At 50.5% G+C, this 25,766-nt stretch carries 17 protein-coding genes; 8 read left to right on the top strand and 9 right to left on the bottom strand.

Features of this window, described 5'->3' with window-relative positions; translation table 11 throughout:
• The first annotated feature begins 9 nt into the window (after positions 1-9).
• The 3 genes from H7U12_RS14785 (at position 10) to H7U12_RS14795 (ending at position 4,063) form a co-directional block, all read left to right on the top strand.
• Complete coding sequence (locus H7U12_RS14785; protein ID WP_186639353.1) at positions 10-1,176, top strand: galactokinase; 1,167 nt, start codon at positions 10-12, stop codon at positions 1,174-1,176.
• A gap of 39 nt (positions 1,177-1,215) precedes the next feature.
• Positions 1,216-2,241 carry a UDP-glucose--hexose-1-phosphate uridylyltransferase gene (locus H7U12_RS14790; RefSeq protein ID WP_186639356.1) on the top strand — a complete coding sequence of 342 codons (1,026 nt, stop codon included), beginning with the start codon at positions 1,216-1,218 and terminating at the stop codon, positions 2,239-2,241.
• 454 nt (positions 2,242-2,695) lie between these two features.
• Complete coding sequence (locus H7U12_RS14795; protein WP_186639359.1) at positions 2,696-4,063, top strand: MBL fold metallo-hydrolase; 1,368 nt, start codon at positions 2,696-2,698, stop codon at positions 4,061-4,063.
• A 480-nt stretch (positions 4,064-4,543) separates the two neighbouring features.
• On the opposite strand, the gene H7U12_RS14800 is transcribed toward H7U12_RS14795, so the two are convergent.
• From H7U12_RS14800 to H7U12_RS14815, 4 genes are all read right to left on the bottom strand, one after another.
• Positions 4,544-6,091, bottom strand: coding sequence for a SulP family inorganic anion transporter (locus H7U12_RS14800; RefSeq protein WP_186639362.1), 1,548 nt, complete (start codon positions 6,089-6,091; stop codon positions 4,544-4,546).
• A gap of 418 nt (positions 6,092-6,509) precedes the next feature.
• Positions 6,510-8,459, bottom strand: coding sequence for a YDG domain-containing protein (locus tag H7U12_RS14805; protein WP_186639365.1), 1,950 nt, complete (start codon positions 8,457-8,459; stop codon positions 6,510-6,512).
• Between the two features lie 666 nt (positions 8,460-9,125).
• On the bottom strand, positions 9,126-10,877 hold the full coding sequence (locus H7U12_RS14810) for a T9SS type A sorting domain-containing protein (RefSeq protein ID WP_186639367.1): 1,752 nt from the start codon (positions 10,875-10,877) through the stop codon (positions 9,126-9,128).
• A gap of 987 nt (positions 10,878-11,864) precedes the next feature.
• On the bottom strand, positions 11,865-14,711 hold the full coding sequence (locus tag H7U12_RS14815) for a YDG domain-containing protein (RefSeq protein ID WP_186639369.1): 2,847 nt from the start codon (positions 14,709-14,711) through the stop codon (positions 11,865-11,867).
• Between the two features lie 1,095 nt (positions 14,712-15,806).
• Between H7U12_RS14815 and H7U12_RS14820 the strand changes: the two genes are divergently transcribed.
• Together H7U12_RS14820 and H7U12_RS14825 are read left to right on the top strand one after the other, a co-directional pair.
• Positions 15,807-16,979 carry a S8 family serine peptidase gene (locus tag H7U12_RS14820; RefSeq protein WP_186639371.1) on the top strand — a complete coding sequence of 391 codons (1,173 nt, stop codon included), beginning with the start codon at positions 15,807-15,809 and terminating at the stop codon, positions 16,977-16,979.
• 450 nt (positions 16,980-17,429) lie between these two features.
• Positions 17,430-17,600, top strand: coding sequence for a hypothetical protein (locus H7U12_RS14825; protein ID WP_186639373.1), 171 nt, complete (start codon positions 17,430-17,432; stop codon positions 17,598-17,600).
• 89 nt (positions 17,601-17,689) lie between these two features.
• Here H7U12_RS14825 and H7U12_RS14830 read toward each other — a convergent pair whose 3' ends face one another.
• The 4 genes from H7U12_RS14830 to H7U12_RS14845 form a co-directional block, all read right to left on the bottom strand.
• Positions 17,690-18,298 (bottom strand): sterol desaturase family protein, encoded by a 609-nt coding sequence (locus tag H7U12_RS14830; protein ID WP_186639375.1) that lies wholly within the window; start codon positions 18,296-18,298, stop codon positions 17,690-17,692.
• Positions 18,299-18,383: 85 nt separating this feature from the next.
• Complete coding sequence (locus H7U12_RS14835; RefSeq protein WP_186639377.1) at positions 18,384-18,911, bottom strand: shikimate kinase; 528 nt, start codon at positions 18,909-18,911, stop codon at positions 18,384-18,386.
• Between the two features lie 136 nt (positions 18,912-19,047).
• Positions 19,048-20,163, bottom strand: coding sequence for a BT_3928 family protein (locus H7U12_RS14840; RefSeq protein ID WP_186639379.1), 1,116 nt, complete (start codon positions 20,161-20,163; stop codon positions 19,048-19,050).
• Positions 20,144-20,713, bottom strand: a complete 570-nt coding sequence (locus tag H7U12_RS14845) for a DUF1599 domain-containing protein (protein WP_186639381.1) — start codon at positions 20,711-20,713, stop codon at positions 20,144-20,146. Before H7U12_RS14845 ends, H7U12_RS14840 begins: the two co-directional genes overlap by 20 nt.
• 25 nt (positions 20,714-20,738) lie before the next feature.
• Here H7U12_RS14845 and folP point away from each other — a divergent pair, with 25 nt between their 5' ends.
• The 3 genes from folP to H7U12_RS14860 all read left to right on the top strand — a co-directional run bounded on the left by folP (position 20,739) and on the right by H7U12_RS14860 (position 23,950).
• Entirely contained in the window at positions 20,739-21,617 is an 879-nt protein-coding gene (gene folP, locus H7U12_RS14850; RefSeq protein ID WP_206683934.1) for a dihydropteroate synthase, read from the top strand.
• Positions 21,614-22,444, top strand: coding sequence for a diadenylate cyclase CdaA (cdaA, locus tag H7U12_RS14855; protein ID WP_186639383.1), 831 nt, complete (start codon positions 21,614-21,616; stop codon positions 22,442-22,444). The genes folP and cdaA overlap by 4 nt, the downstream gene beginning before the upstream one ends.
• Positions 22,445-23,023: 579 nt before the next feature.
• Positions 23,024-23,950: a serine hydrolase gene (locus H7U12_RS14860; RefSeq protein WP_186639385.1), complete on the top strand. Its 927-nt coding sequence runs from the start codon at positions 23,024-23,026 to the stop codon at positions 23,948-23,950.
• A 322-nt stretch (positions 23,951-24,272) separates the two neighbouring features.
• Here H7U12_RS14860 and H7U12_RS14865 read toward each other — a convergent pair whose 3' ends face one another.
• Positions 24,273-25,718, bottom strand: a complete 1,446-nt coding sequence (locus H7U12_RS14865; protein WP_186639387.1) for a phytoene desaturase family protein — start codon at positions 25,716-25,718, stop codon at positions 24,273-24,275.
• Positions 25,719-25,766: the final 48 nt, after the last annotated feature.

The raw sequence follows: 25,766 nt of genomic DNA on the forward strand, positions 1-25,766 counted from the left end.
AATGACAAGATGGTAGAAGACATTGTAGCCAAATTCAAAGAGCTATACAAATCAGAGCCAGTGGTGGCCCGGTCACCCGGCCGGGTAAACCTCATTGGAGAGCACACAGACTATAATGAAGGCTTTGTGTTGCCGGCGGCAATCAACAAGGAAATCTATTTCGCAATTGCGCCCAACGGCACCCAAACCATGCGGGCCCACGCCTTTGATTTGGAAGAGAGTGCAGAATTTGACCTCACCAACGTGCAGCGCACCAACGTAGGCTGGGCGAATTACCTGCTGGGCGTGGTGGCGCAGCTGCAAAAAGCCAACTATGAGGTAAAAGGTTTTGATCTGGTGTTTGGGGGCAACATTCCCATTGGCGCGGGTCTCTCCTCCTCGGCGGCGGTAGAATGTGGCTTGGCGTACGCGCTCAACTACTTGTACGCGTACGGCATAGAACGTTTTGACATGGTGAAGATGGCCCAGAAAGCCGAGCACGAGTATGCGCTGGTGATGTGCGGCATCATGGACCAGTTCGCCAGCATGTTCGGGAAGCACAACCACGTGGTAAAACTGGACTGCCGCTCTCTGGAGTATCAGTACTATCCCTTCAACATTGACGACTACCGCATTGTACTCTGCGATACGCAGGTGAAGCATTCTCTGGCCTCGTCTGAGTACAACACCCGTCGGCAGGAATGCGAAACCGGCGTGGCGCTTCTCCGGAAACATTACCCGCAGATCCACAGCCTGCGAGACGTGACCCTGGAGATGCTGACGCAACACCAGGCAGAGTTTGACCCGGTGGTATACCGCCGCTGCACCTATGTGGTGAAAGAAAACCTGCGGGTAGAGGAAGCCTGCCAGGACCTGGAGCGCGGAGATCTGGCCGCCTTCGGGCAGAAGATGTTCGCTTCGCACCAGGGGCTGCAACATGACTACGAGGTAAGTTGCCCCGAGCTGGACTTCCTGGCCGACCAGGCGAGAGAATCAGACGCGGTGCTGGGTGCCCGCATGATGGGCGGCGGCTTTGGAGGCTGCACCATCAACCTGGTGAAACTGGAGAAACTGGACGAATTCACCCGCCACATGACCGAGGCGTACCAGAAGGAATACAACATCGCCCTGAAAACCTACGTGGCCGAAATTGTGGACGGTAGCAGCCTGGTGCCCGTTGATTTCTCCAAGCGCTAGCACCTGAACGTATCCACGCCTCACTTACCCCAAGAAACTATGAGTACATTTGATATCACCGAGCACTCGCACCGCCGTTTTAACCAGCTGCTGGGCGAGTGGGTACTGGTGTCGCCGCACCGCTCCAAGCGCCCTTGGCAGGGGCAGCAGGAAACCACCGAGAAAGACAGCCGCCCGGCGTTTGACCCTACCTGCTACCTGTGCCCCGGCAATGTGCGCGCCAACGGCGAGAAGAACCCAGATTATCCTTCCACCTTCGTGTTCGTGAACGATTTCGCGGCCCTGCAGGCCGAGAGCCCTTCCGGTTCCTTTGAGAAACAGGGCTTATTGAGAGCCGAAAGCGAGCGCGGCATCTGCAAAGTGATCTGCTTCTCGCCCCGCCACGACCTCACGCTCTCTGACATGGAAACCACCGAGATCAGGAAAGTAGTGGACCTGTGGCAGGAGCAGTACCTGGAACTGGGCGCGCTGGAGGAGATTGGCTACGTGCAAATCTTCGAGAACAAGGGCAGCGTGATGGGCAGCAGCAACCCGCACCCGCACGGCCAGATCTGGGCCCAGAGCTCGGTGCCCGGCGAACCCGCCAAGGAAACCGAGCAACAGGAAGCCTACTTCCAGCAGCACGGCCGCAGCCTGCTCTCTGATTACCTGGCCCTGGAACTGGAAGAGAAAACCCGTTTGGTGGTGGAGAACGAGCACTTTGTGGCGCTGGTGCCCTTCTGGGCCGTCTGGCCGTTTGAGACCATCGTGATTCCGCGCCGGCACTTCGGGCACCTGGGCCAGATCACAGATGAGGAGAAAGACGCTTACGCGGATACCATGAAACGCCTCTCCTCGGTGTACGACAAACTCTTCAACACGTCGTTCCCGTACTCGGCGGGTATTCACCAGAGCCCCACCGATGGCAAAGACTATCCGGGCTGGCACCTGCACATGCACTTTTACCCGCCGCTCTTGCGCTCGGCTACGGTGAAGAAATTCATGGTAGGCTACGAGCTCATGGCTGATCCGCAACGCGACATCACCCCAGAAAGCGCCGCCGACCGCTTAAGAGGTTTGTTATAATCCCTGTTTCGGGCCTGTTTTCACCAAAACAGGCCCGAAACTTTCCGTAGGGGCAATCCCTTGTGGTTGCCCTAACGCGGTTAGCGTAAAAGGGCAACCACAAGGGATTGCCCCTACTAAGGCTCGGATTTACTTCCGTGGCTCTAGAAATTTTCTATAAAGAATGCACGGAAGTAAATCCGCGCCAAAGCGGGACCTGTTCTAGGTCTGTCATGATTCTTGTTTCGGGCCTGTTTTGCCTAAAACAGTGCCGAAACAAGAACTCTTGAAACGTCAACAAAGAAAGCACCCAAGCTACGGTTTGGGTGCTTTCTGCTTTCAACTCATCTGCATAATCACTCCTTGGGTTTTACGTTTTGGGCCTATTTTTCAGAAAACAGGCCCAAAACGGCTTTTGCTGTATCTGAATAAACTGGGGGCCGTACAACTCCCACCTATTCAGAAGAGACTTTCTATGACCATATCATTTTACGGCGCGGCCCAGACCGTGACCGGCAGCAAACACCTCATCACGCTGGAGAACGGCAAACGCATTCTGCTGGACTGCGGCATGACCCAGGGCATGGGCGACAAAACCGAGGAACGGAACCGCTCCTTCGACTTTGAGCCCGAGAACCTGACCTGCCTCATCCTCTCGCACGCGCACATTGACCATTCCGGGCTCATTCCGCTGCTGGTGCGGGAAGGCTACAGCGGACCAATTTACTGCACGCCGCCCACGCTGGCGCTCTGCGAACTGCTCCTCCGTGACAGCGCCCGAATTCAGCAAAGCAACGGGAACGGCAGCACTCCGCCGCTGTATTCTGAGGAAGACGCCGAGCAGGCCATCCGGCAGTTTGTCACCGTGCCCTACGACGAGCCTTATAAAATAGACGAAGACATTGAACTGCTCTTCACCGACACCGGCCACGTACTGGGCAGCGCCGCCATCAACCTGAAACTGCAGGACGAAGGCCGGGAGCGCACCCTCTGTTTCAGCGGCGACATCGGGCGGTTCGCCAACCGGATCCTGAACCCGCCGCAGCCCTTTCCGCAGGCCGAGATCATCATCTGCGAGTCTACCTACGGCAACCGCGTGCACGACAGCCTGGAGAACACCGAGGAGCGCCTCCAAAAGATTGTGCAGGAAGTCTGCGTGGAACGGCAAGGCAAACTGCTGATCCCGGCCTTCAGCATCGGGCGCACGCAGGAACTGATCTACTCGCTGAACTACCTCGCCGAGGAAGGCCGCCTGCCCGAGGTGAAAGTGTTTGTGGACAGTCCGCTCTCCGTCTACGCCACGGACATCATGCGCGACAACCCGCAGTACTTCCGGGACACCATGCAGGAGTATCTCAAAGAAGACCCGGACCCGTTCGGGTTTCCGCAGCTGACCTATATCACCGAGGTGGATGACTCCAAGGAACTGAACAAGATAGACGAACCTTGCGTGATCATCTCCTCCTCGGGCATGATGGAAGCGGGCCGCATTCAGCACCACCTCAAAACCAACTTGTCAGACCCCAACAGCGCGGTCCTGATCACGGGCTACTGCGAGCCCTCCACGCTGGGCGGCAAACTGATGAACGGGGCGGAGAAAGTGTACATCATGGGCGATGAGGTAGACGTGCAAGCCGAGATGCTGATCATGAAGGAATACAGCGCCCACGCGGATTACGGCGACATTGCCAAGTTCCTGCACTGCCAGGACAAAGAGCAAATCCAGCGCATTTTCCTGGTCCACGGCGAAAAATCCGTCATGGGCCAGCTGCGCGATGACTTGACAGAACTGGGTTACCAGAACATCGAAATCCCCGAGTTCCGGCTGTCTTACGTGGTATAAGAACCTCACTTAAACCAGAAAAGCGTTTAGGGGCCGTTTTCTTAAAACGGCTCCTAAACGCTTTTTCGTTTCTCTTCTTTCCTCCGTCGGCTGGCTTCCACCCGCTGGCGCGAGCCTCCGGCTCGTGTCCGCACACACCGCAAGTCAGCTACAACAAACTGCCTTTTCCCAGGAAATGACACTGCAACTGAGTGAAGGAAAATCAAATAGAGATGAACTACGTTCGGACACGAGCCGGAGGCTCGCGCCAGCGGGAAGTACTCTTATTTTCTTTATGGCTCCCTAACACACTTTGGTCTCTTAGAAAGATCTTGTGGGCGTACCAGAAAGCCGGGCATTAACACTATTACCGTTCGCTCACACGATCCTTTCAGGAGGACAAAGAGGGAGAACGAATAAAGCCGTTCAGCAAATAGTGTGGACACGAATTGTATGTTCGCGCCGATGAACGTTTAGAGGCCGTTTTTCGGAAAACGGGCTCTAAACGCTGGGCTGTTTATCGGTCACGACGCCGTAGTGCGGGTCTTCCAGGATGTTCACGTCAATCACGGCCCCGGCATTCTGAAGGAGCAGGCGGCAATCGGGGCTCAGGTGGCGGAGGTGCAGCTTCTTGCCGGCTTTGTGGTAGCGCTCGGTCAGTTTGTTCAGGGCCTCGATCCCTGACATGTCGGCCACGCGGCTGTCTTTGAAATCGATGACCACTACCTCGGGGTCCTGGGCCACGTCAAACTTCTCGGTGAAAGCAGCCACTGACCCGAAGAACAGCGGGCCGTACAGCTCATAGTGCTTCACGCCGTTCTCGTCCAGGTACTTCCGGGCCCTGATGCGTTTGGCACTTTCCCAGGCGAACACCAGCGCCGAGATGATCACGCCAATGAGCACCGCCAGGGCCAGGTTGTGCAGCCAGATGGTGATAGCCGCCACCAGTATGCCCACAAGCACATCGTGCCGGGGCATTTTGTTGATGATCCTGAAGCTGATCCACTCAAAGGTACCAATGGCCACCATCACCATCACGCCCACCAGCGCCGCCATGGGCACCCGCTCAATAAAGGGCGCGCCCACCAGAATAATGACTAAAATAGCCAACGAGGCGATGATTCCTGCCAACCGCGCCCGGGCTCCGGCCGAGAGGTTCACCAAGGTCTGCGCTATCATGGCACAGCCGCCCATGCCGTAGAAAAAGCCGTTCAGCACATTGGCGCTGCCCTGCGCAATGCTCTCCCGATTCCCGTTCCCGCGGGTGCCGGTGATTTCGTCCACCAGGTTCAAGGTGAGGAGGCTTTCGGTGAGACCCACCCCGGCCATGATGAGCGCGTATGGAAAGATCACCTGCAGGGTCTCCAGCGTAAACGGAAGCTGCGGAATGTGGAAGGGCGGCAAACTCCCGCTCACGGAGGCAATGTCTTTCACCAATTTCGTCTCGATTCCGAAACCCATCACTACTCCAAACACCACCAGAATGGCGACCAACGATGGCGGCACGGCTTTGGTGATTTTAGGCAGCAGCAGGATGATGGCAATGGTCAAGGCCACCAGTCCGGCCATGATGTACAGCGGAGAACCCGCCAGCCAGGTTGTCTCGCCGTTCACTACGGTCTTGAACTGCTCTACCTGTGACATAAAGATGATCACGGCCAGCCCGTTCACAAACCCGAACATGACTGGCTGCGGCACCAGCCGGATGAATTTACCCAGCCTGAACACTCCCACCAGAATCTGCAGGACCCCGGCCAAAGCCACCGCCGCAAACACGTACTCCAGCCCGTGCGACTGCATTAGGGCGATCAGCACCACGGCTGTAGCTCCGGCCCCGCCGGAGACCATGCCTGGCCGGCCGCCCAACACCGCTGTCACCAAGCCCATGATGAAAGCCGCGTATAACCCCACCAACGGCGGAAACCCTGCCAGGATGGCGAAGGAAAGCGACTCAGGGATCATGGTCATGGCCACGGTGAGCCCGGCCAATACTTCTTTTTTATAATCTACTTTTTGACTGAAATCAAACAGGTGTAAAGAAAGCTTCATTCTTGGAAATCAATATTGGGGAAAATAGCCTACAGCTTTGCCTCTGCGCCAGGAGGTTCTCTCCAGACACACGAAAGCGGCGGGCAGTATAGAAGGGGATTTGCTAGCAGAGGACACCCAGAAGAACAGATACATCCGGGCCAGAAAGGCTCACGGCGGAGTAAGCGTTTTACATAGAACTTGTTTTGCCATAGCTCGGCAAAGATACCATTTTCTGGTTGCTTTCTTTTATGCCCAATTTATCACCGGCTCGTGCCACGTGACAAGCACCTACTTGTGTTTTTGACCCATTTTCTGTTAAATACCCCTAAAACAGCTTGGATCATAAATACCCTATCAGCTTTTCACTACGATTAGGCACATAACAGCAAAGGCCACCTCTAATGAGATGGCCTTTGCTGTTAGATGCGTGAAATTTTTATTGCTTTACAAGGCGGGTGGTGGATTTACTTGTTCCCGTTTGCACCTGTAGATAATACACTCCCGCAGTTTGCCCCGTCAAGTCCATGGAGATGGGTTGCCCATTCGCTATTTGTACCTGCTGCTGCGACACGGCGCGTCCGCTGCTGTGAAACAAGGTCACCGTGGCCGGACCGCTTCCTTCTGTAGATACCATCACCTTTCCGGGAGTTGGGTTCGGGTACGCTTGCATGGAAGCTTTGGCCGTTGCTTTTCCGTCAGCTTCCACCGCAATCACTTTAGAGTATTCAAACTTTCCGTCAAAGTCTACTTGCTTCAGGCGGTAGTAGAGCGTATTGCTGGAGTTGGCAGCTATGATTGCTTTGTAAGACTGGGCAACTGCCGTAGTACCGGCGCCCTTCACTTTTTCGCCCATCACTTTGAATGACTTGCCGTCTTCGCTCTGCTGTACCTCGAAGTAGTCGTTGTCTTTCTCAGAGGCCGTTGCCCACGCCAGCTTCACCACATTTCCGGATCTGCTTCCTTCGAAAGAGACTAAGGTAACAGGTAGAGGTGTTGGGGCTGTGATACTAGCTAAAGTGGTTGCGACAGAAGTTAAGTTGTAATTACCAGCATTAGCTCCGGCTAGAGTAGCTCCGGTTAAAGTTACCGTCTTGTCTACCCCTTGTATTGGAGTATCGAACTCAGCAGTTCCGCCACTGAGGCTTACCTCGTCAATACTATAGGTATCAAACAGAAAGCGCGTTAACACCTCGGCAGCTACATCTCCATCAAATGGCTTATCTTTTGCTGTAAACCCACCAGTAATGCCTAAGGGGCGAATAAAAGCTGTAGTAATTGTAGAAGGTGAGACTACATAATTGCTTGCAGAGGATCCGGTTAAAGCATAACCAGTAATGGTCACAGTTTTGGCAACACTACTAGCATGTCTATCAGAAAATATCGCAGTCGGAGTTACAGCCGAATTTAGCATAACATCATCACTACCTATCTTCTCACTTTCATTTAAAGAACCAACATTATCTAAGGTGGCTATATCTGTACCATTATAGTCTCGATCCTTAGCCAAAGCTCCAATAACAGAAATTGGTTTCGGATTAATAGTAAGTGTAATTGGAGTCCTTACGGTAGTAGCACATTGAGTGAACGTTACATTTACCGCTTGAGCATAATATGTATAAGGTTTTACGTTTGCCGCAGTTACTCCAGGATTGAAAGAAGAAGTAACAGTTTTTGTTGCTGCATCATATACTTCTGTGGTATTTGTGGCATTGGACACTAAATTTCCACCAGTTGCTGCATCATACCAATTAATGGTTTGTCCTTCATATGCTTTAGCCGTTAGGATTTGAGCAGCGTCTCCATACGTTATTGTTTTATTGCCTCCACTAACAGGAGCTCCTATAACTGCAAAAGACAATGAAGTATATACTGGAGCAATATCATCTCCTTGTTGAGCTATTGCACGTAAATACCTCCCTCTTCCTACTGAAGCACTACTTAGACGCAATGTATATGGGGTGGACTCCGCTCCAGCTTGATTATGTGCTCGAATATCTGTACTAACACCTATTCTTTCTAAGACATTGGCATTAGGGCCATTACCATCTACTACATAAACAAAGAAAGATGTTCTCCCCTGCTTTGAGCTTTTTATTACTACTTTGATATCAGAATTAAAGCAGTAAACAGCGGGATTTGGTGCCTCAACTATTCGTATTCCATTTACAGCTACAACTTGAGCTTGTGCATGGAAGACTAATGTTAATATTAAGCTAGCTACTGTAAGGCAAACAAAGCTTAACTTGCCTTTAACACCTTTGTCAAACACATACTTCTTATTTTGTTGAACATGTACTGTGTCTGCTTTAACCAAAGAATCTCTTAAGCAAGCAAAAACATACCAGAGACACTTAATCACCCCATCTAAGTAGTACAATTTTTTCATAAAAAAGACATTAAACTTTATACAAACTTTTACGTATCTAATATATACTTGCATTAAGTACATAAATTAAAACATAAAAATTCACAAAGCTATCTTGCCTCTAGTAGCGACTCGTATCAAGAAGAGAAAAGCAGTGCAATATTTTAATCTTATTATTTATTCAATAAATACCAAAAGAAACCTACTCAACATTCCTGAAAGAGAACACAGAAACGCTATATTCAAAATAAAACCCTTCTTGAAGAGGTAACAGATGTAGAATAAACTCTAATCAACAGTTCCCATCGCACTTATCAACAAGTAATAGTTATATAAAAAAGTTATTTATTTATATATAATATTTTCATTCTTATATGCTTTTCTACCGCGGAATCGCCTTTCCTGCCTTTATATCAGCACCTTTCGTGTACCACTGCCTTTTAGGAAGCCTTTCTCAGGATCATTGAAAACTTGAGGTTTCTCGAAGCCCATCTTGAAAAGGGCCGATAGGGGTTCAGCAGAGTCGTGAGAGAAAGAGCTCAGCAAGAACAAACTCACTTGCAAAAAGTCACCCATCAGCATAGCGCCTCTTCTCGGGGATATACTCTTATTGATACTGCTTAAATATAAAAAAGGGAGGCTTCTCATTTCTGAAAAGCCTCCCTTTGGGAATGCAAGCGGAAGAGGTTACTGCTTCACCACCTTGGCAACAGCGGCCTCGGTTTCCGTTTCGAGGCGCAGGGTATAGAAACCGCTTGCCTGGTTATTCAGATCTATCAACAAAGGCTGACCTTCTATAATCTGCACCTTTTGCTGCATCACCAGCGCACCCTTCCCGTTAAAAACAGAGACAGTTCCCGGTCCTGAAAAAGCAGCGGTGACGATGGACACTTCGCCAGCGGTCGGGTTAGGGAAGGCGCGCAACAACAGCTTGGACGTAGTTCCCGCAGTTGCGTCAACCCCGTCAAAATCAACCGACAACGAGGTACTTGTAGTGCTAAGGCCGATTTTATTCACGACTTTCTTCCCGATGTAACTCCCTACCTTGAAAGCCGCATTACTGGCATCTCTAGCCGTTCCCCGTTGCATGCGGTAATAAAGAGACAGAACGCTGGACTTGGTATACGGACTTTGCACCTTCAGGTCCCACACGGTTCCTTTGCCTAATACTTCAATGACGGGCACCTCCACCCCAGCCGATTTAATGGTGAAACCTTCCTTGGTCAGCAGAACAGGACGGTCAAACACCACCCGTACTTTATTGGCCTCAGTGATGATGGCACTGGTGATCTTAGGAGGAAGCACCTCCAAGGCCGGATTGGCAAAGGTGGTTTTCATCTTAAACAGGTTGATCAAGCCCGTGGAGGAATTGAACGTGACCTTGTCCAGATTTCCGCTTTTGACGCTTACCGACGTGATGTTGGCACCTTTGAGCAAAAGAGAAACATCTCTGAACCGGTTGTGCTCCGGAATTTTTGAATAGTCCAGGGTAAGCACCAGTTTTTTAGTCACGGCATCATAGGAGGATGTTCTCACCAGAAGCCTTTTCACCTCAAAGTATTCTATCAGTTCCTGCAAAGAAGGAACCCACACACGGTCTCGGGAGGCGGTCTGCAAGTAGTTCATCAACTCAGCCCACTTGGCAAGATCTGGACCGTGGGTGCCCAATCTGAACATTTGCGGGGTAGCCGTGGTGGCTTTCAGCAGAATCAGCCGATCTATTTTTTCTTTGAAAGAGTCAGTAGTCACCTGGTCCCACTTATCATTGAAGGACCGATGCGTGTACAGCATCTGGCTCCAATCTGGGGACAAGGCGGCATACCCACTGAACAAAGCCGCATCATCCCTCCTGGTTTGCGTCGTCAACCCGATATACCCTAGTTGCTTGGCGCTAGGCTGATACCCTTCGTCATTGGTGGGCGTAACTGCTACCCTGATTCTATAAGGCAGGCCTGCCGCCGCCATCTTAGAGTAGAACACTTTGGTGTTCTCGTGAATGTTTTTGATTACATCTCCGTCTATCAGCGTATTGCCGGCGCTGTGGGCATACCCATGATTCTCTAACGTCCATTTATTTGCCACCAGAAGATTAAGCCCTTCCTGGTTTATTTTCTTCCCCGATGCGGTGTTGACGATCTGGTCCTGGTTGTAGTTGTTAAGGAGGTTCAACGCGACGGCTCCCCTATAATTGATTTTATTCCCACAACCGTCTGTATGGTATTTCCCCGGATACGTGACGCCATTGGAAGCGGTACCTCCGTTCAGGATTTTAAAGACATCCACGGCCTTCCCGCTGTTGTCATCCATCTCAAAATTAAATACGCCCGCTTTGTTATACTTCAGGTTGGCATAATCAGCGGCTGGGGTACCAGTAATGTTGGCGAGACCAATTTCAACTACGACTATGTTAGGGTTGGTTTCCGCAAGGACTACCGCCATAGAGCTTTCTTCCAGCATCATACTTCCCGGGTGAGCCATTAACTGTTTACCATAGCCCGATGAAAATCCGGAAGGAAGAAAGGAAGTAAAGTTTTGATACAGAGGAGCAACGGATACGTTTTCACTAAAGGCGGCACTCTGCAAAAAGAACAAAGAAACTACTGTACACAACAGCTTCTTAGATACGCGCAATAAATTCATAATAAACTAACCAACTTTAAACAACTAGGACATTTTCATGCCGGTGATTCTAATACTAGCTTCAAAGTTGGGGATAATTATGTTTATATCAATGCTTTACACACCAAACAGCTCATTTACACTGTTCTTCATTTTCTTATATTTAAAACATACTTCAAACAAACAAATACAATAATTTATAGTTTGTGTTCAATCAAGACACAGCAGATTAGCAAGACAGAGTTGAATATCTTCTACACAGTTGAAATATTGAAAATACAAATGCGTGTTTCATTCCAACTTCTTTGAAGTATGTTATAGAATCGAACAGATGCATATGAAATCCACAAACATGGCATGGTGATACTTCGCATCTCGCTTTCTAAAAACATACATAAAAAGACTTCGAAAATTATAGGAGTTGGCATCCATCTTCACCCCGCTGATTTACTACTTGAGTTAACTTGATGATAGAGACCCAATGCGAGACAAAAGAGACGCAGGAAGCAATAGCATCACCCCTCCTGACAAAACAAGAAGCTTAAATGAACACTACCCAACAGGCTGTTTCAACCTTAAAGGCGCATCTTACCGCAGCAACACTCCGGCCCTCACGGGATGAGCTTTAATTTACATAAACCCGGACCCGTTTTAGGGCCGTTTACGGAAAATAGGCCCTAAACAGATCATAGCAAAACCTGGGCACAAGCTCCCTTTCTGCACAGCAACAGAATTGAGCCAGCATAAAAAAGCAAGGACCGCCTCTAGGTAAGAGACGGCCCTTGTCTGGAGCAAGAATCAGCTGTTTTATTGCTTCACTACCCGGGTGGTGGTTTTACCCGTAGCGGTCTGCACCTGTAGGTAGTACACACCGGCTGCCTGATTTGTCAGATCCAGCGCGATAGGATGCCCTGCTTCTAATGATACTTGCTTCTTAGAAACTACGCCACCTTGGCTATGAAGCAAGATGACAGTAGCTGCCCCAGTTACATCAGAAGAAGCGAAGTACACAGTGCCGGTAGTTGGATTAGGATATACGCTCACAGAAGCTTGCGCCACGGCTTTTCCATCGGCTTTCACCGAGATCACCTTTGAGTACTCAGACTTGCCGTCAAAATCTACTTGCTTCAGGCGGTAGTATACCGTTCCTGCCTGAGCAGAAGCATCTGTGAATGCGTAGCTCTGCAATACGTTGCTGTTTCCGTTCCCTTTCACGCGGCCGATGCTCACGAAAGACTTTCCATCCTTGCTACGCTCTACCTGGAAGTAGTCGTTGTCTTTCTCAGCGGCAGTTTTCCACGCCAGGTTAACAGATCCATTGATTTGCTTGCCCTCAAAAGAGAGCAGAGTCACCGGCAGTGGAGACGGTTCAAAAATGCTAGCCGTGGTTGGCGCAATAGGTTCCAGTGCATAATTCCCGGCATCATCACCAGTTAGGAAGGCGTTGGATAATGTGACTTCTTTGCCACTACCCACCTCTGGAGAATCAAACTTAGCAGTACCACCTGCCAGATCTACTTTATCTCCTAGTATTAGCCCCACTAATTCTTTTGTGAGAATCTCAGCAGAAGTGTTGTTATCAAAAACTTTGTCTTTCACCGTGAAAGTAGCGGCAACAGGTTTAGCGATGATAGCAGCAGACGGGGATGCGATTGTATTAGAGAGAATGTAATTCAGGGCATCGGCACCATCCAGTCTAACATCTTCCACAGTCACAACTTTGTTGGCTCCTACCTTTTTATCAGCAAACGTAGCTGACCCATATATAGCATTTACCACATCACCTGACACTTTATTCGATGTTAAAGTAACAGGCGCGCTAATACCACCATCGTAAATTCTGTCCTGGCATGTTGCAGTCACATTCAGAGTTCGCTGCGTAATATTGGCGAAAGCTGTTGCAGATGTATTGAAAGAATAATTAGCTGCATCTAATCCACTAATGCTTATTCCACTAACACTTACTGTCTTATTAGCGGCTACGTTTTTGGTTCCGAAGGCAGCAGATGTATATGTAGGATTCACTACATCATTTGCTAACTGGTTCGCACTCAAGAGCACTGTCGCTACAGTCAAGCCATCATAGGTTTTGTCTTGACCTACTGCAGACACCACCAGCGCCCTCTGAGAGATGCTGGCCGATGCAGTGGCAGTGGTAGCGGCAAGTACATAGTTACCAACTGCAGTACCGCTGATTGAAATCCCACTTACGTTAATAGGTTTAACCCCTACATTCTTATCTGCGAAAACAGCAGAAGAATACGCAAGCGTCACGGCGTCCGCACTCAACTTGTCAGAAGAAAGAACTACACTAGCGTCAGTAGTGCCATCATATGTTTTGTTTTGACCAACAGCAGTCACCGTAAGAGACCTCCTATTGATATTGGCAGTAAGACCGGCAGGCTGAGTTAAAGTATAGTTGCCGCTATCGGTGCCAGATAAACTACCTGCAGAAGTCACTGCAATACCTGTTCCTACATTTGAGGAAGCAAAAGTTCCTGCATTAACCCAAGTGACAACGTCTGGCGAAATCACACCGGTCAATGTGCCCCCGATAGTAGCGGAAGTAGTCCCATCATAGGTTTTGCTGTTGGCAATTGCCCCCGCTACAATTAAGGCTTTGGGAGTGATGTTTGCTACTAAGCCAGTTGGCTGAACAAGGGTGTAGTTCGCAACTGTTGCTCCAGAGATAGAGTAGCCGGTCACAGTTACCGCCTTCCCATTACCTACGGTTTTTGAATCAAAAGCAGCCGCAACTCCAGTAGTGCTTAAAGTGATGCTTTCGCCTGGCACCACACCATTGAGAGTAGCAGTTCCAGTCAAAGCAGCAGCAGTAGCACCAGTATAAACTCTACTTACCGCCGAAACACCTGAAATTGTCAGTTCTTTTCTATTGATAGCAAGAGTAACAGGAGTTCTTGTAACACTTGCACAGCCGGTTGAATTATAAAGCTCAGCGTAATATGTGTAAGTACCTACAGCCTTATCGGTTGGAGTATATGTAGAAGAAGAAGTAAGCAATGTGCCATTTGTAGCTGCATTATACCATCTCACCTGCAACCCACTAGGAGGAGTTACTGAAAAAGTAGGGTTAACACCGCCATACATGATGGTTGTTGGCTGATTATTAATAACTGATACGATTGGGCTTTCAGGAAGCCCAACTGAGAATTGCGATGAAAACAAATCCACATTCTGCCCTTGCCCTGGAATGGATCCAATAAACCTGGGAGTACCATTAGAAGCTGCTGCCAAGGTATAAGTGGCAGAAACTTCAGTATTAGCAGAAGTTGTTTCTATAATGCCAAGGGACTGTAACAAGGTAGCAGATGTAGTGTTTCCACTATAAACCCCCACATTAAAAGTGGTTTTGCCATTCTTATTACTAGAAACTGTAACTGTAACCTGACTACCAGGGCAATAAGAAGTTGCGTTCACGGTAAGAGTTTGTGCTTCTAACCTAGAAACCGCCAGGGAGAACACTCCGGTCAAAAGCATTACAACAGCAACTTTACTAGAGAATGGAGTTCGCGAAGCGTTCACATCTCCTGCACTATAGGCCAAGTCTTTCCTCCTAACCAGAAGAGACATCCGCAGAAACTGCTGAGTCAACTCAACCCATTCGAACCTAATCAAGGAGTACAATTTTTTCATAAAAGCGTCAATAGATATCGATAAATTATTGTATTACTTAGTTATTGTTTTAAACTAATGCCACAAAATTGGCAATACCATTTATCAATTCTATGCTTTTACATTTATAACTATTTAAATAAAGTCATATAACCAGAGTAGCAATAAAATAAAATATACATTAAGGTTATACAAGATAATCAATATCTCACTAGAGCCACAACTGTAACTAAAGCCACTTTAAGTATGAATTATCCAAATAATTGATTATAACTATAACAGACACTTACATCTATTCTAACATAAAGCAGCAAAAGAGCTTTTATTATAACTTTTATAAATTTAATAGAAATATTCATACAACCTTTTTCTTATATCTAAGTATAAGACTATGTTTAGCCTTATGAACATATAAACTTTATCCTATTATATAGTATGCATACATACTATATATCAACTTAATAAATATTTTTCATAACTATTTTCAGATAATTTAACCTTCAACAGAGGTGAATTCCAATCTTTTGAGGAAACGATCATATAAGATCGTCTATCAATTTTAGATAATTGATAAACAAAAAGGGGTATCTATTTAGAAAAGCAATCATTCTACATAACTACTTTCGACAAGATCAGTCAATTCAATGAATTAGGAGGCAACTTATCACATACAAGAAGTTCCAAGCTATGCCTGAGGCTATCTACCTCGTACCTGGGACGCGTGTTTCACTTAATGCAGGAACGAGGCTAGGCACTTATCTTTAGCCAAGCATACATGCCAACTCAGCAATAACCAACAATAAAAGCTATCTATCTCAGACCTTCAGAAAACCTCCTCTTACAACTAACTTTCAACCAAGATAGCACAAGCGCAATTTCTTATATAAGCATTTAAAAACGAACGAATTATCAAACCAACAACACGACTAATGGCTAAGTACAGGAAATTAATCTGTCCTAAAACTGGCCTTCAGAAGAGGCTCATTTCAGGTCATGAAAAGGCAAGTGGATACATTTTTATTAAACCGCAATGAACCATAAGCAAAAGGGCGCGGTTACGGTATAGTGTAACACTTGGTTACATTGCAAACTGTCTTTAACTCAAAACGATTGACTATGCGATCAACTAATTTCAAAAAAGCAGTATCTTTCTTTGCTCTTGCCTCTGTATTTTCCATGGCTGGCTGTCAGAAAGATGAGCTTTTAGAAGAAACGGCTACTGCGCCGGCACCCGCTGCCACTTCCTCTAAAACTGTAGAGGGCAAGTACATTGTAGTAATGAAGAACAGCAGCGCTGCTTCCAGACAGGAACTAAGAGACCGTTTACTTCAGAGATTAGGCATACGTGATCGGGTGAATGACATGCTGGAGGGCTCATCCAACGGCTTTACCGGTAGCCTCAGCAAAGAAGAGGTACAGCAATTGAAGCAGGATGACAACGTGGCCTACGTTGAACCAGAGCAAACCATAATGCTCGGAGATGCCGCCGCCAGCCTTTCCTCAGAAACCACCACTTCCACTACTATCTCTTCTCAAACGATCCCGTGGGGAGTAGCTCGCGTGGGATACGGAGATGGTACCGGTAAAACTGTTTGGGTAATTGACTCAGGCGTACAATCCAGCCATCCAGACCTGAACGTTGACAAAGTACGCAGCAAATCTTTCATTTCCGGCGATGCTTCGTGGGAAGATGGTTACGGCCACGGAACTGGTGTAGCAGGCATCATCGGGGCTAAAAACAATTCAGTAGGCGTAGTAGGTGTCGCTGCCAATGCCACCATCGTGGCGCTGCGTGTATTTGACAATGCCGGTGCCGGCACCCTTACCCGCATCTACACAGCCTTAAATTATGCATATACCAACGGCAAAGCGGGCGATGTGGTGAACATGAGCTTACGCGTAGCTGCCTCTACCATGTTAGATGACCTGGTGAAGAAAGTAGCGGCCAAAGGCATGTTTGTAGTGGTTGCCTCCGGTAATAGCTACATTGACTGCAAAAACGATTCTCCGGCACGTGTAGTTGCCCCCAATGTATTTGTGGTTTCCAACATGGACTCTAACGGCAAATTCAATGCTACTTCCAACTACGGCGCTTCTGTGAAGTATGCCGCCCCAGGCACGAACATCAAAACTACCTGGAAAGGCAGTGGATACGTGAATGGCAACGGAACATCCTATGCCGCTCCGCACGTAGCGGGTATTCTGGCCCTCACCGGCGGAAAAGTAAACTCCCAGGGTTTGGTAACCAGCGATCCAGACGGAAAGCCAGATCCAATCGCCTTGAAATAAAGAGTTCCAATATCGCTCCAAACAAGAGAGCCCGTCTTCCAGCAAGACGGGCTCTCTTGTTTTAGGCCTCTTTCCATCAAAATCCCGCTGAAACAATCCTGTCTGCTACGCTAATAGGTAGCGTAACATTTTAGGCCTCGTTTACAGAAAACGCCCTTAAAACAGGTTTTATAATTGTGCACGGCTCTCTGCCTAAGAAGTGGCAAAGCAGAAACAAGCGCTTGAGCAACAGGGCAAATTGCCCCAAATTATCTCTTCTATATCACAGGAGGTAGTCCTGCTAAGCTCATCAGGCTGGAAGATGTTTTTCGGTCATTCCCCACCCGCATTACAAAGAAATCAGAGGCTGTTTGCGTGCGCGTTCAACCTTTTTGTACAAAACAGAGTAATCAGATAGCAAATGGTTTTATATGTAAACCAATCCTTTATACCTGATAAAAATATACCGATATGAAAAATTTACAAGCATACTTTTTTGCGTTCATGCTCCTCATCACCGTGACGCTTTCCAGCTGTGAAATGATTGGCGACATCTTCAAAGCCGGTATGTGGACGGCGGTCATCATCATCGTGCTGGTGATCTTCCTGATCATGTGGCTTCTCAGAAAGATCAGGAGATAACGCTGTTTTCTTCGTGTTTTTCTGAAAACAGGAAAAAAAGAGAAGGCCACCTTTGCGGGTGGCCTTTTCTTTTTTGTGGCAAGCTGAGTCTATCTTTTGCGTTCTGGCATGGTGCCCAGGATCCAGTCCCAGAGCGGCGAAGAAACGCCGTATGCTTTCTCCGGGTCTTTGTAGTGGTGGATACTGTGGTGAATCCAGAGCTGCTTCAGGAAGTTCTTAGGCGGAGCGTAGGCATGCACGGCGTAGTGCACGAACAGATATAACGCATACCCGAACAGGAAGCCAGCCACGATGCCGAAAACCATGGACCCGAAAATCAGTTTAAACACGAAAAAGAAAAACGAGGCGATAAACAGACTCACAATGGGCGGCATAGCCAAGCGGGTCTTGTCTTTGGGGTAATCATGGTGATTGCCGTGGAACGTGTACTGGATGTTCTTCTTGAACTCATTGGTGGGCTCCATGTGGAAGATGTACCGGTGAGCCATGTACTCTACCAAAGAGAAAATCAGCCAACCGGCCAGGAACAACCCTACCGCCGAGAGCACATCCAGAAATCCGTACGTGAAACCGTAAATCAGCAGACCAGTAGCAATGACTAGAAAGATGGAAATTGGAATGGCAATATGGGTGTGGGTAAGACGCTCCAGCACCGGATTCTTGAAAAGAGTCGCAGAACCTTTATGATTCGGTTTCATAGTCAGTGAAAATTAAATGAAACGTTTCTTACTGTGAAACGTGCAAAAATAATCAAAATTATACAGAACCGGTACCTAACAGGCCTCAGGAAGTGCGTAAAAACTGGGTTATCTTTTGGGCCACCTCCGGCACAGAGCCTTCGCCCGCTGGCACCACCCCAGCAGCCTGCAGGTAGAATTTCTCCCGTTGAGACACAGTATCAGATAGATACCGCAGCAGCTCCGCCGGGCTTTTATCCCGCAGCAGAGGCCGCGCCTGCAAATCCTGCGCCGTCAATCTGGCCACTAATTTCTCCGGCGAAAGGGAAAGATAAATGGGAAAACCCTGGGAAACCATAAAGGCCATGTTCCCACAGAAGCAGGGCGCCCCGCCACCGGTGGCCAGCACCAGGTTCTCAGTCCGGTTTGCGACCTGGCGCAGCGCCTTGGCTTCGGCCTCCCGGAAATAGGTTTGTCCCCGCTGCTCAAACACCTGCGGCACAGTTAAACCTTCCTGCTCCTCAATGAGAGTATCCAGATCCAGAAACCGATACGCCAACTGCTCCGCCAGCACCTTCCCCACGGTTGATTTCCCGCAACCCGGCATTCCTACCAGAAAGATCTTTGAGGGCATGGTGCCTTGACGGGAGAAAGTCATTTGCCTGTGAGTGAAGAAAGGGAAGGGTTATTTCGTGCGCTGCTTATTTTCAGGCTCTTTTCTGAAAAACAGGCGGAAAACGGGTTTCCATTGCCCGCCTGTTTTTCAGTTATTATTGAACTGCTGCCTGTACCTCCTGCAGAGTTGGCGTGTTGTTGTAATGCCATTTGCCCACCACTACGCCATTCCTGAACAGCAGCAAGCCCGGGTTGGAGCGGATCATGGTTTTCAGGACGGTCGCATCGGCGAAGAAGTACGGCGCGGACAAGTTCACCTCGTGACGGAACACGTCAAACTCCTGGCTGCTGCTGGAGGTGATGACCACCGGCACTATTTTGGGCGTTTGATCTTTCTCCAGCCCCGCCAACAGGGCATTGATCTCCTGGAAGCTGTCGCGGTCGGCCTTGCTCACGTCTTTCACCAGAATCAGGAGCCGGTTGCCCAGGAACATCTCCTGGGTGAAATCGCCCTGATCATTCCAGATGTTGAAGTCCGTGATTTTGGGGCCATCCTCGGGGTTGAGCGGCACCATCTTCTTGAATTTGTAGGTGGTATCGGTGGGGTAGTTCTCGAAAGTGGTTTCCTGCCCGTTTTTCTCCATCACGTACTGGTAGCGCAGCGGGGCCGAGGGCTTCATGAGTTTCGGGATGTTGGCACCCAGACGGTATGCCCTGAAATCCAGGAACGGCTCATTGCGGTAGGCATAGATACTAACGCCCAGAGAGAAAAGCAGCGACACCAGCACAATGGTGCCCGTCACGCCCCGGTTCATCTGGCCCAGAGAGAGCAGATGCCGTTGAGTGAATAGCAGCACCACAATGAGCACCAGCAAGATGATGTCTTTGGTGAACGACTCCCAGGGCGTGAGCTTGATGGCATCACCAAAGCAGCCGCAGTCGGTGACTTTGTTGAAGTACGCCGAGTAGAACGTGAGAAACGTGAAGAACACAATCAGGGCAAAGAGCAGCCACAGCACGGTGTTCAGTTTCCAGCGCACCAGCAGGGCCACGCCCAGCACCACTTCCAGCGTACTCAGAAAGATGGAGAGGTACAGCGCAAACGGCTTGAACGAAAGAAACACCGAGGAGAAATCCGTGGAGAATACCTCAAAGTACTCTTCCAGTTTGATAGCAGTGCCCACCGGATCATTCAGTTTGATCAGGCCCGAGAAGATGAACAACCCGCCCACCACTATCCACGCGAAACGACTAAGCAGACGGAGTGCCATGATTTGGATAGTTTAGTTTAATGAGGCAGAAAACGGCATAGTTGAGCATGTCACGGTAGTTCGCTTCCACGCCTTCAGAGACCAGCGTGTGGCCGGCATTGTCTTCAATCTGTTTGGTGCGGTAGATTTTCATCAGAATCAGATCGGTCATGGACTCCACGCGCATGCTGCGCCAGGCCTCGCCGTAGTCATGGTTCTTGTCTTCCTGCAAGGCCTGCGTTTTCCTGATTTCCTCCTGGTACAGCCCCCGCACCTGCTCCACCGGCAAGGCTTGCTCCACCTCGCCCTGCGCCAGCAACTGCTCCTGCATGAGCGCGATGACGCAGTAGTTCACGATGGCCACAAACTCAGAGGCGATATCGTCCTGGATCTTCTGCGTGCCTTTCTCCTGGATGGAGCGGATGCGCTGCGCCTTGATAAAAATCTGGTCGGTGATGGAGGGCAGCCGGAGAATGCGCCAGGCGGTGCCATAGTCCTGGGTCTTCTGCAGAAACAGGCGCTGGCATGCTTCTATCACGCGGTTGTACTCCTGGGCGGTTTGGTGAATCAAGTTTTTCGCTTTACTTTTATAGGAAATGAAAATAGGCCAATTGAACGCGAAAGATACACTTTTTTGCAAAAAAACCACCCTCAACTGTGGTGGTCGGTTGGTCTCGCTGCAGCACCCCGCGGTGATGGGCATCCTCAACGTCACGCCAGATTCCTTCTACGCCAACAGCCGGATGACCGGCCTGGAGCAGGCGCTGGCGCAGGCCGAGAAGATGCTTCAGGAAGGAGCCACGTTCCTGGACATTGGCGGGTATTCTACGCGACCCGGGGCGCCCGAGGTTTCGGAACAGGAAGAGCTAAATCGCGTACTACCCTATATAGAGGCGCTCTCCCAGGCATTTCCAGAGGCCTTGCTGTCCATTGACACCTTCAGGGCCCGGGTAGCGGAAGAGGCGGTGGCGCGCGGGGCGCATCTCATCAACGATGTCTCCGGCGGCACCTTAGACCAGCAGATGTTCGCCACGGCGGGCAAACTGGAAGTTCCGTATATCCTGATGCACATGCGCGGCACGCCGCAGAACATGGCCTCTTTGAATCAGTACGAGCAGGGGCTGATGGAGGAAGTGTTCACTTTCTTTGCCGAGCGGGTGGCGCTGCTGCGGGCGGCCGGCGTGAAAGACATTCTGCTGGACCCGGGTTTTGGCTTCGCAAAAAATGTGAACCAGAATTACGAGCTGCTGCGCCGCCTTAAAGAACTGGAAGCATTTGAGTTACCGATATTGATTGGGCTTTCCCGCAAATCCATGACCTACAAACCGCTGCACGTAGGTCCTGAGGAGGCCCTGACAGGCACAATTGTTGCTAACACCCTGGCGTTACTGAACGGGGCAGACATACTGCGGGTGCATGACGTGAAGGAGGCGGTACATTCTATTGAAATTGTAAAAAAGATGTTGACGGCGTGATTCCACTGTTTTCCATAGGGTTTTTAGACATAGAATGGCTGGACATAATTGATGTCCTGCTGGTGACGGTGCTTTTGTACCAGCTCTACAAACTCCTGACCGGAAGCGTGGCCCTCAAGATCTTCTTAGGTCTGCTGTCCGTTTACCTCCTGTACCTGGTGGTGAAAGCCGCCGGCATGGAGCTGCTCACCATCATTCTGGGCCAGTTCATGGGCGTGGGCGTTTTGGCGGCCATTATCGTATTTCAGCCCGAAATCAGGCGGTTCCTTTTGATGATCGGGAAAACGACGGCGTTCAACAACGAGCGGCTCTTCAAAGGCTTCCCTTGGCGTCGCACCGAAAACGCCGACAAGCTGTCCATCACGCCGTTCATTGAGGCGGCCAAGTCGCTGGCGGGCAAGAACACCGGCGCCCTGATCGTGTTTGCGCGCAGCTCAGAACTGCGCTATTTCGCCGAGTCCGGCGATGCCATTGACGCCATCGTGAGCAAACGCCTGCTCATCTCCATCTTCAACAAGAACAGCCCCCTGCACGACGGCGCGGTCATTATCCAGGGGAACCGCATCAAAGCCGCACGCTGTATCCTGCCCGTCACCGAAAGCAACGACGTGCCCGCCTCCATGGGCCTCCGCCACCGCGCCGCCATCGGTCTGTCAGAAGTCACCGACAGTGTGGTACTGGTAGTCTCCGAGGAAACCGGCCAGATCTCCCTGGTACGCAACGGCGAGGTATTCCGCAACCTCTCCGCCGCCGACCTACGCTCCAAACTCAACCACTTCCTCTTTGACATTGAGCCGAAGGTCGTAGAGAAAGTAGCCGCCGCTTAGTTGGTTGCTGATTGTTCAATTGTTGATTGCTGATTGTTGATTGTCGATTGCTGATTGTTCTTCTCCGCTTCCGTTAACCGCAAATTCCAGCTTGCGCCTTCCATCTGATCTCTTCAGTTCTGACTTTCTGATCTAGCAATTCCGTCTAAATTAGCTATTCTAAGCAGCTAATTTACGCTGGCGCGAGTCTCTGACTCGTGCCTACAGATGCCGGGTAGTCTCTGACTACCCTTGCTGCCAAAGCAGCGACCTGCGCATTGCGGAGCATTCTAAGGCCCGAATTTACTTTCCTGCAAGTCACGGAAGCAAACCAGAAAAGCGTCATACAAAGCTCAGCTTGTGGCTCCCGGCGAGTCTGGAGACTCGCTTCATCCTTTGTCACGAGACAGTAGTCTCGCGCCAGAGAAATGTGACATCCTGAGCTTGCTCGGGAAGGTACATTCATCCTGATATTCCAAGGCCAAACGTTGTTTTAAGGCCCCTTTCCAAAAACTAGCCTTAAAATGCTTGTTAGCTATTTCACCGGAAAGCTGTTGGATAAAGAGAAATCCCTATCTTTTGGGCATCAACCAGATGACCATGCGATTTCCTCAACTCCTCTCCCTCCTGCTCCTGCTTTCCTTCACCTCTCCGGTTTTCGCTCAGAAAACGGCCCAAGAGAAAATCGATGCCAAGCTGACCCAAAAGCTACAGACCCTGACCCAGGGCTTCCAGGGCGAGGTCGGCATTTACGTAAAGAACCTGAAAACCGGAAAAACGGTAGCCATCAACGCCGATACGCTCTTCCCGACCGCCAGCATGATCAAAGTACCCATCATGGTGGCTATGTTCCACAAGATAGAACGCGGCGAAATCGACCCGAAAACCATCCTCCGCTACCGCGACTCACTCTATTATGCCGGCGAAGACATCGTGGGGAACTTCAAGGATAGCTCTACCGTGGCTCTGGGCAAAATTCAGATGCTCAGCATCACCACCTCAGACAACACGGCCAGCCTGTGGCTCCAGCAGTTGGCGGGCACGGGCACGGCCATCAATGCCTGGCTGGAACAGAACGGCTTCGCGAACACCCGCATGAACTCCCGCACCCCGGGCCGAAGACCCAACTGGGAGAAATACGGGTGGGGACAGACCACCCCGCGCGAGATGGCGACCTTGGTTTCCATGATCAAGGAAGGTAAAGTTGTCAGCCCTTCGGCCAGTGAGCGCATGTACCGCAACATGGGCCGCATTTACGTGGATGACGTGGCTCTGAGCCAGATTCCGCCGTACGTGCACACAGCCTCCAAGCAAGGCGCGGTGAACGAGTCCCGCTCCGAGGTGGTGCTGGTCAACGCGCCGCACGGCGATTACGTGTTCTGCATCATCACCAAAAACCAGAAAGACGAAAGCTGGGAATACAACAATGCCGGTTACGCGCTCATCAGGGCCGTTTCTAAAACGCTGTGGCAGCACTTCGAGCCCAAGTCTAACTGGCAACCTACTCCGGGCATGGAGAAATACTAACCGCCTGCTAGGCCATCGGCCTTGCTCCTGAAAGAATAGTAAATGCCTTTCCTGTTTCTGGCCTGTTTTCCCGAAAAGAGGCCAGAAACAGAAAAGGCATTCGCTTGCTGCTGCTAAGTATCAGGGGAAAGCGAATGCCGGGATGTGTTGTGGGATGGGGAAGCAGGTACGTTTTGAGGCTGATTTCGGGAAAACAGGCCAGAAACAGCTTGCAGAGGAATAAAGCCCACCATCCGCACCTGGTGCTTCCGGTGGACTTTCTCCCTTCATGAATTAGTAAGACCGTTCCAGTAGGCTCTACCCCTATGCGGTGCCAGCGTTCTTATTTCAACACAGGAGCCGGTAAGTGAAACACGTCTTTCAGGGCGCGCCGGGCCGCATGGAATCCGCACATGCCGTGCACCCCACCCCCCGGCGGCGTAGACGACGAGCAGAGGTAAATTCCCTTGGCCGAGGTCTGGTACGGAGACAAGGTCACCACCGGACGCGTGTACAGCTGTCCCAGGTCAATGATGCCGCCGTTGATGTCGCCACCAATGTAGTTGGGGTTGTGGGCCTGCATCTGGGCGGTGTTCAGGGTATGTCGTTTTAAGATCAGATCGCGGAAACCGGGCGCGAAACGCTCCACCTGCCGCTCAATAGCCTCGGTCATGTCTACTGTAGAGCCGTTGGGCACGTGACAATAGGCCCAGGCGGTGTGCTTGCCCTGCGGGGCGCGGGTGTGATCAAACAGGCTCTGCTGCGCCAGCAGCACAAACGGCTTCTTAGGATGACCGCCGCTGGCGGATTGTTTCTCTGAGGCTGCAATTTCCTCCAGCGTATTCCCCAGGTGGATGGTTCCGGCCTGGCGGCACTCGGGGGCGGTAAACGGAATCGGGCCATCCAGCGCCCAGTCTATCTTGAACACGCCCATGCCGTAGCGGTAGCGCTGCAATTGCGCTTTATAAAAAGGCGACAGCTTCTCGCCGGCTATCTCCAGCAGTTGTTTGGGGGTCACATCCAGCAGCAGGGCCTTGTGCGGAGGCAGTTGTTTCAGCGAAGTGATGTAGTTCCCGGTTTCAATCTTTCCGCCCAGACTCACAAAGTGAGAGGCCAGCGCATTGGCGATCTGCTGCGAACCGCCTCTGGGCACCGGCCAGCCCTGCAAGTGACCCACCGCCATAAGCACCAACCCAATGGCCGAGGTGGTGAGGTTAGAGAGCGGCTGAATGGAATGCGCTGCCATACCGGCCCACAAACCCCGCGCCTCCTGCGTCTTGAACTTGTTGGCCAGGAACGTAGCAGAGGTCAGGGCGTTCAGCCCGAACGCGGCCATGTCAATGGGGTGCCTGGGAATGCGCAGCGGACCTAACACATCCGGCGCTAAGCCGGGCCAGCTTTTGACCAGCGGCTGCATCAGGTTCAGGTACGCCTGCCGATCATGGCCCAGCGCCTGCGCCGTGTCCTCCAAAGAAAGGTGGAGGGCGGCCGCCCGGCCGCCGTCAAACGGGTGCGCCGCCGAAATCTGAGGATAGACAAACTCCAGGCCGTGCTCCTGCAAGGGAAGGGTCTTGAAAAACGGAGAACCGGCCGCCAGCGGATGGATGGCCGAGCACACATCGTGCGTAAACCCCGGCAAGGTCAGTTCCTGCGACCGCAACCCGCCGCCTAGCTGGTCTTTTCCTTCTATCAACAGCACCTCCAACCCCGCCTGTTGCAACACAATAGCCGCCGATAACCCATTGGGTCCCGAGCCGACTACCACTGCATCGTATTGAGTAGTACCCACGCTTGCTTTGTATATAATGTGTCTTGATCTATGCTGAGAACCGCATCG

Origin of the sequence: Rufibacter sediminis (assembly GCF_014269285.1) — a bacterium.
Classification (GTDB): domain Bacteria; phylum Bacteroidota; class Bacteroidia; order Cytophagales; family Hymenobacteraceae; genus Nibribacter; species Nibribacter sediminis.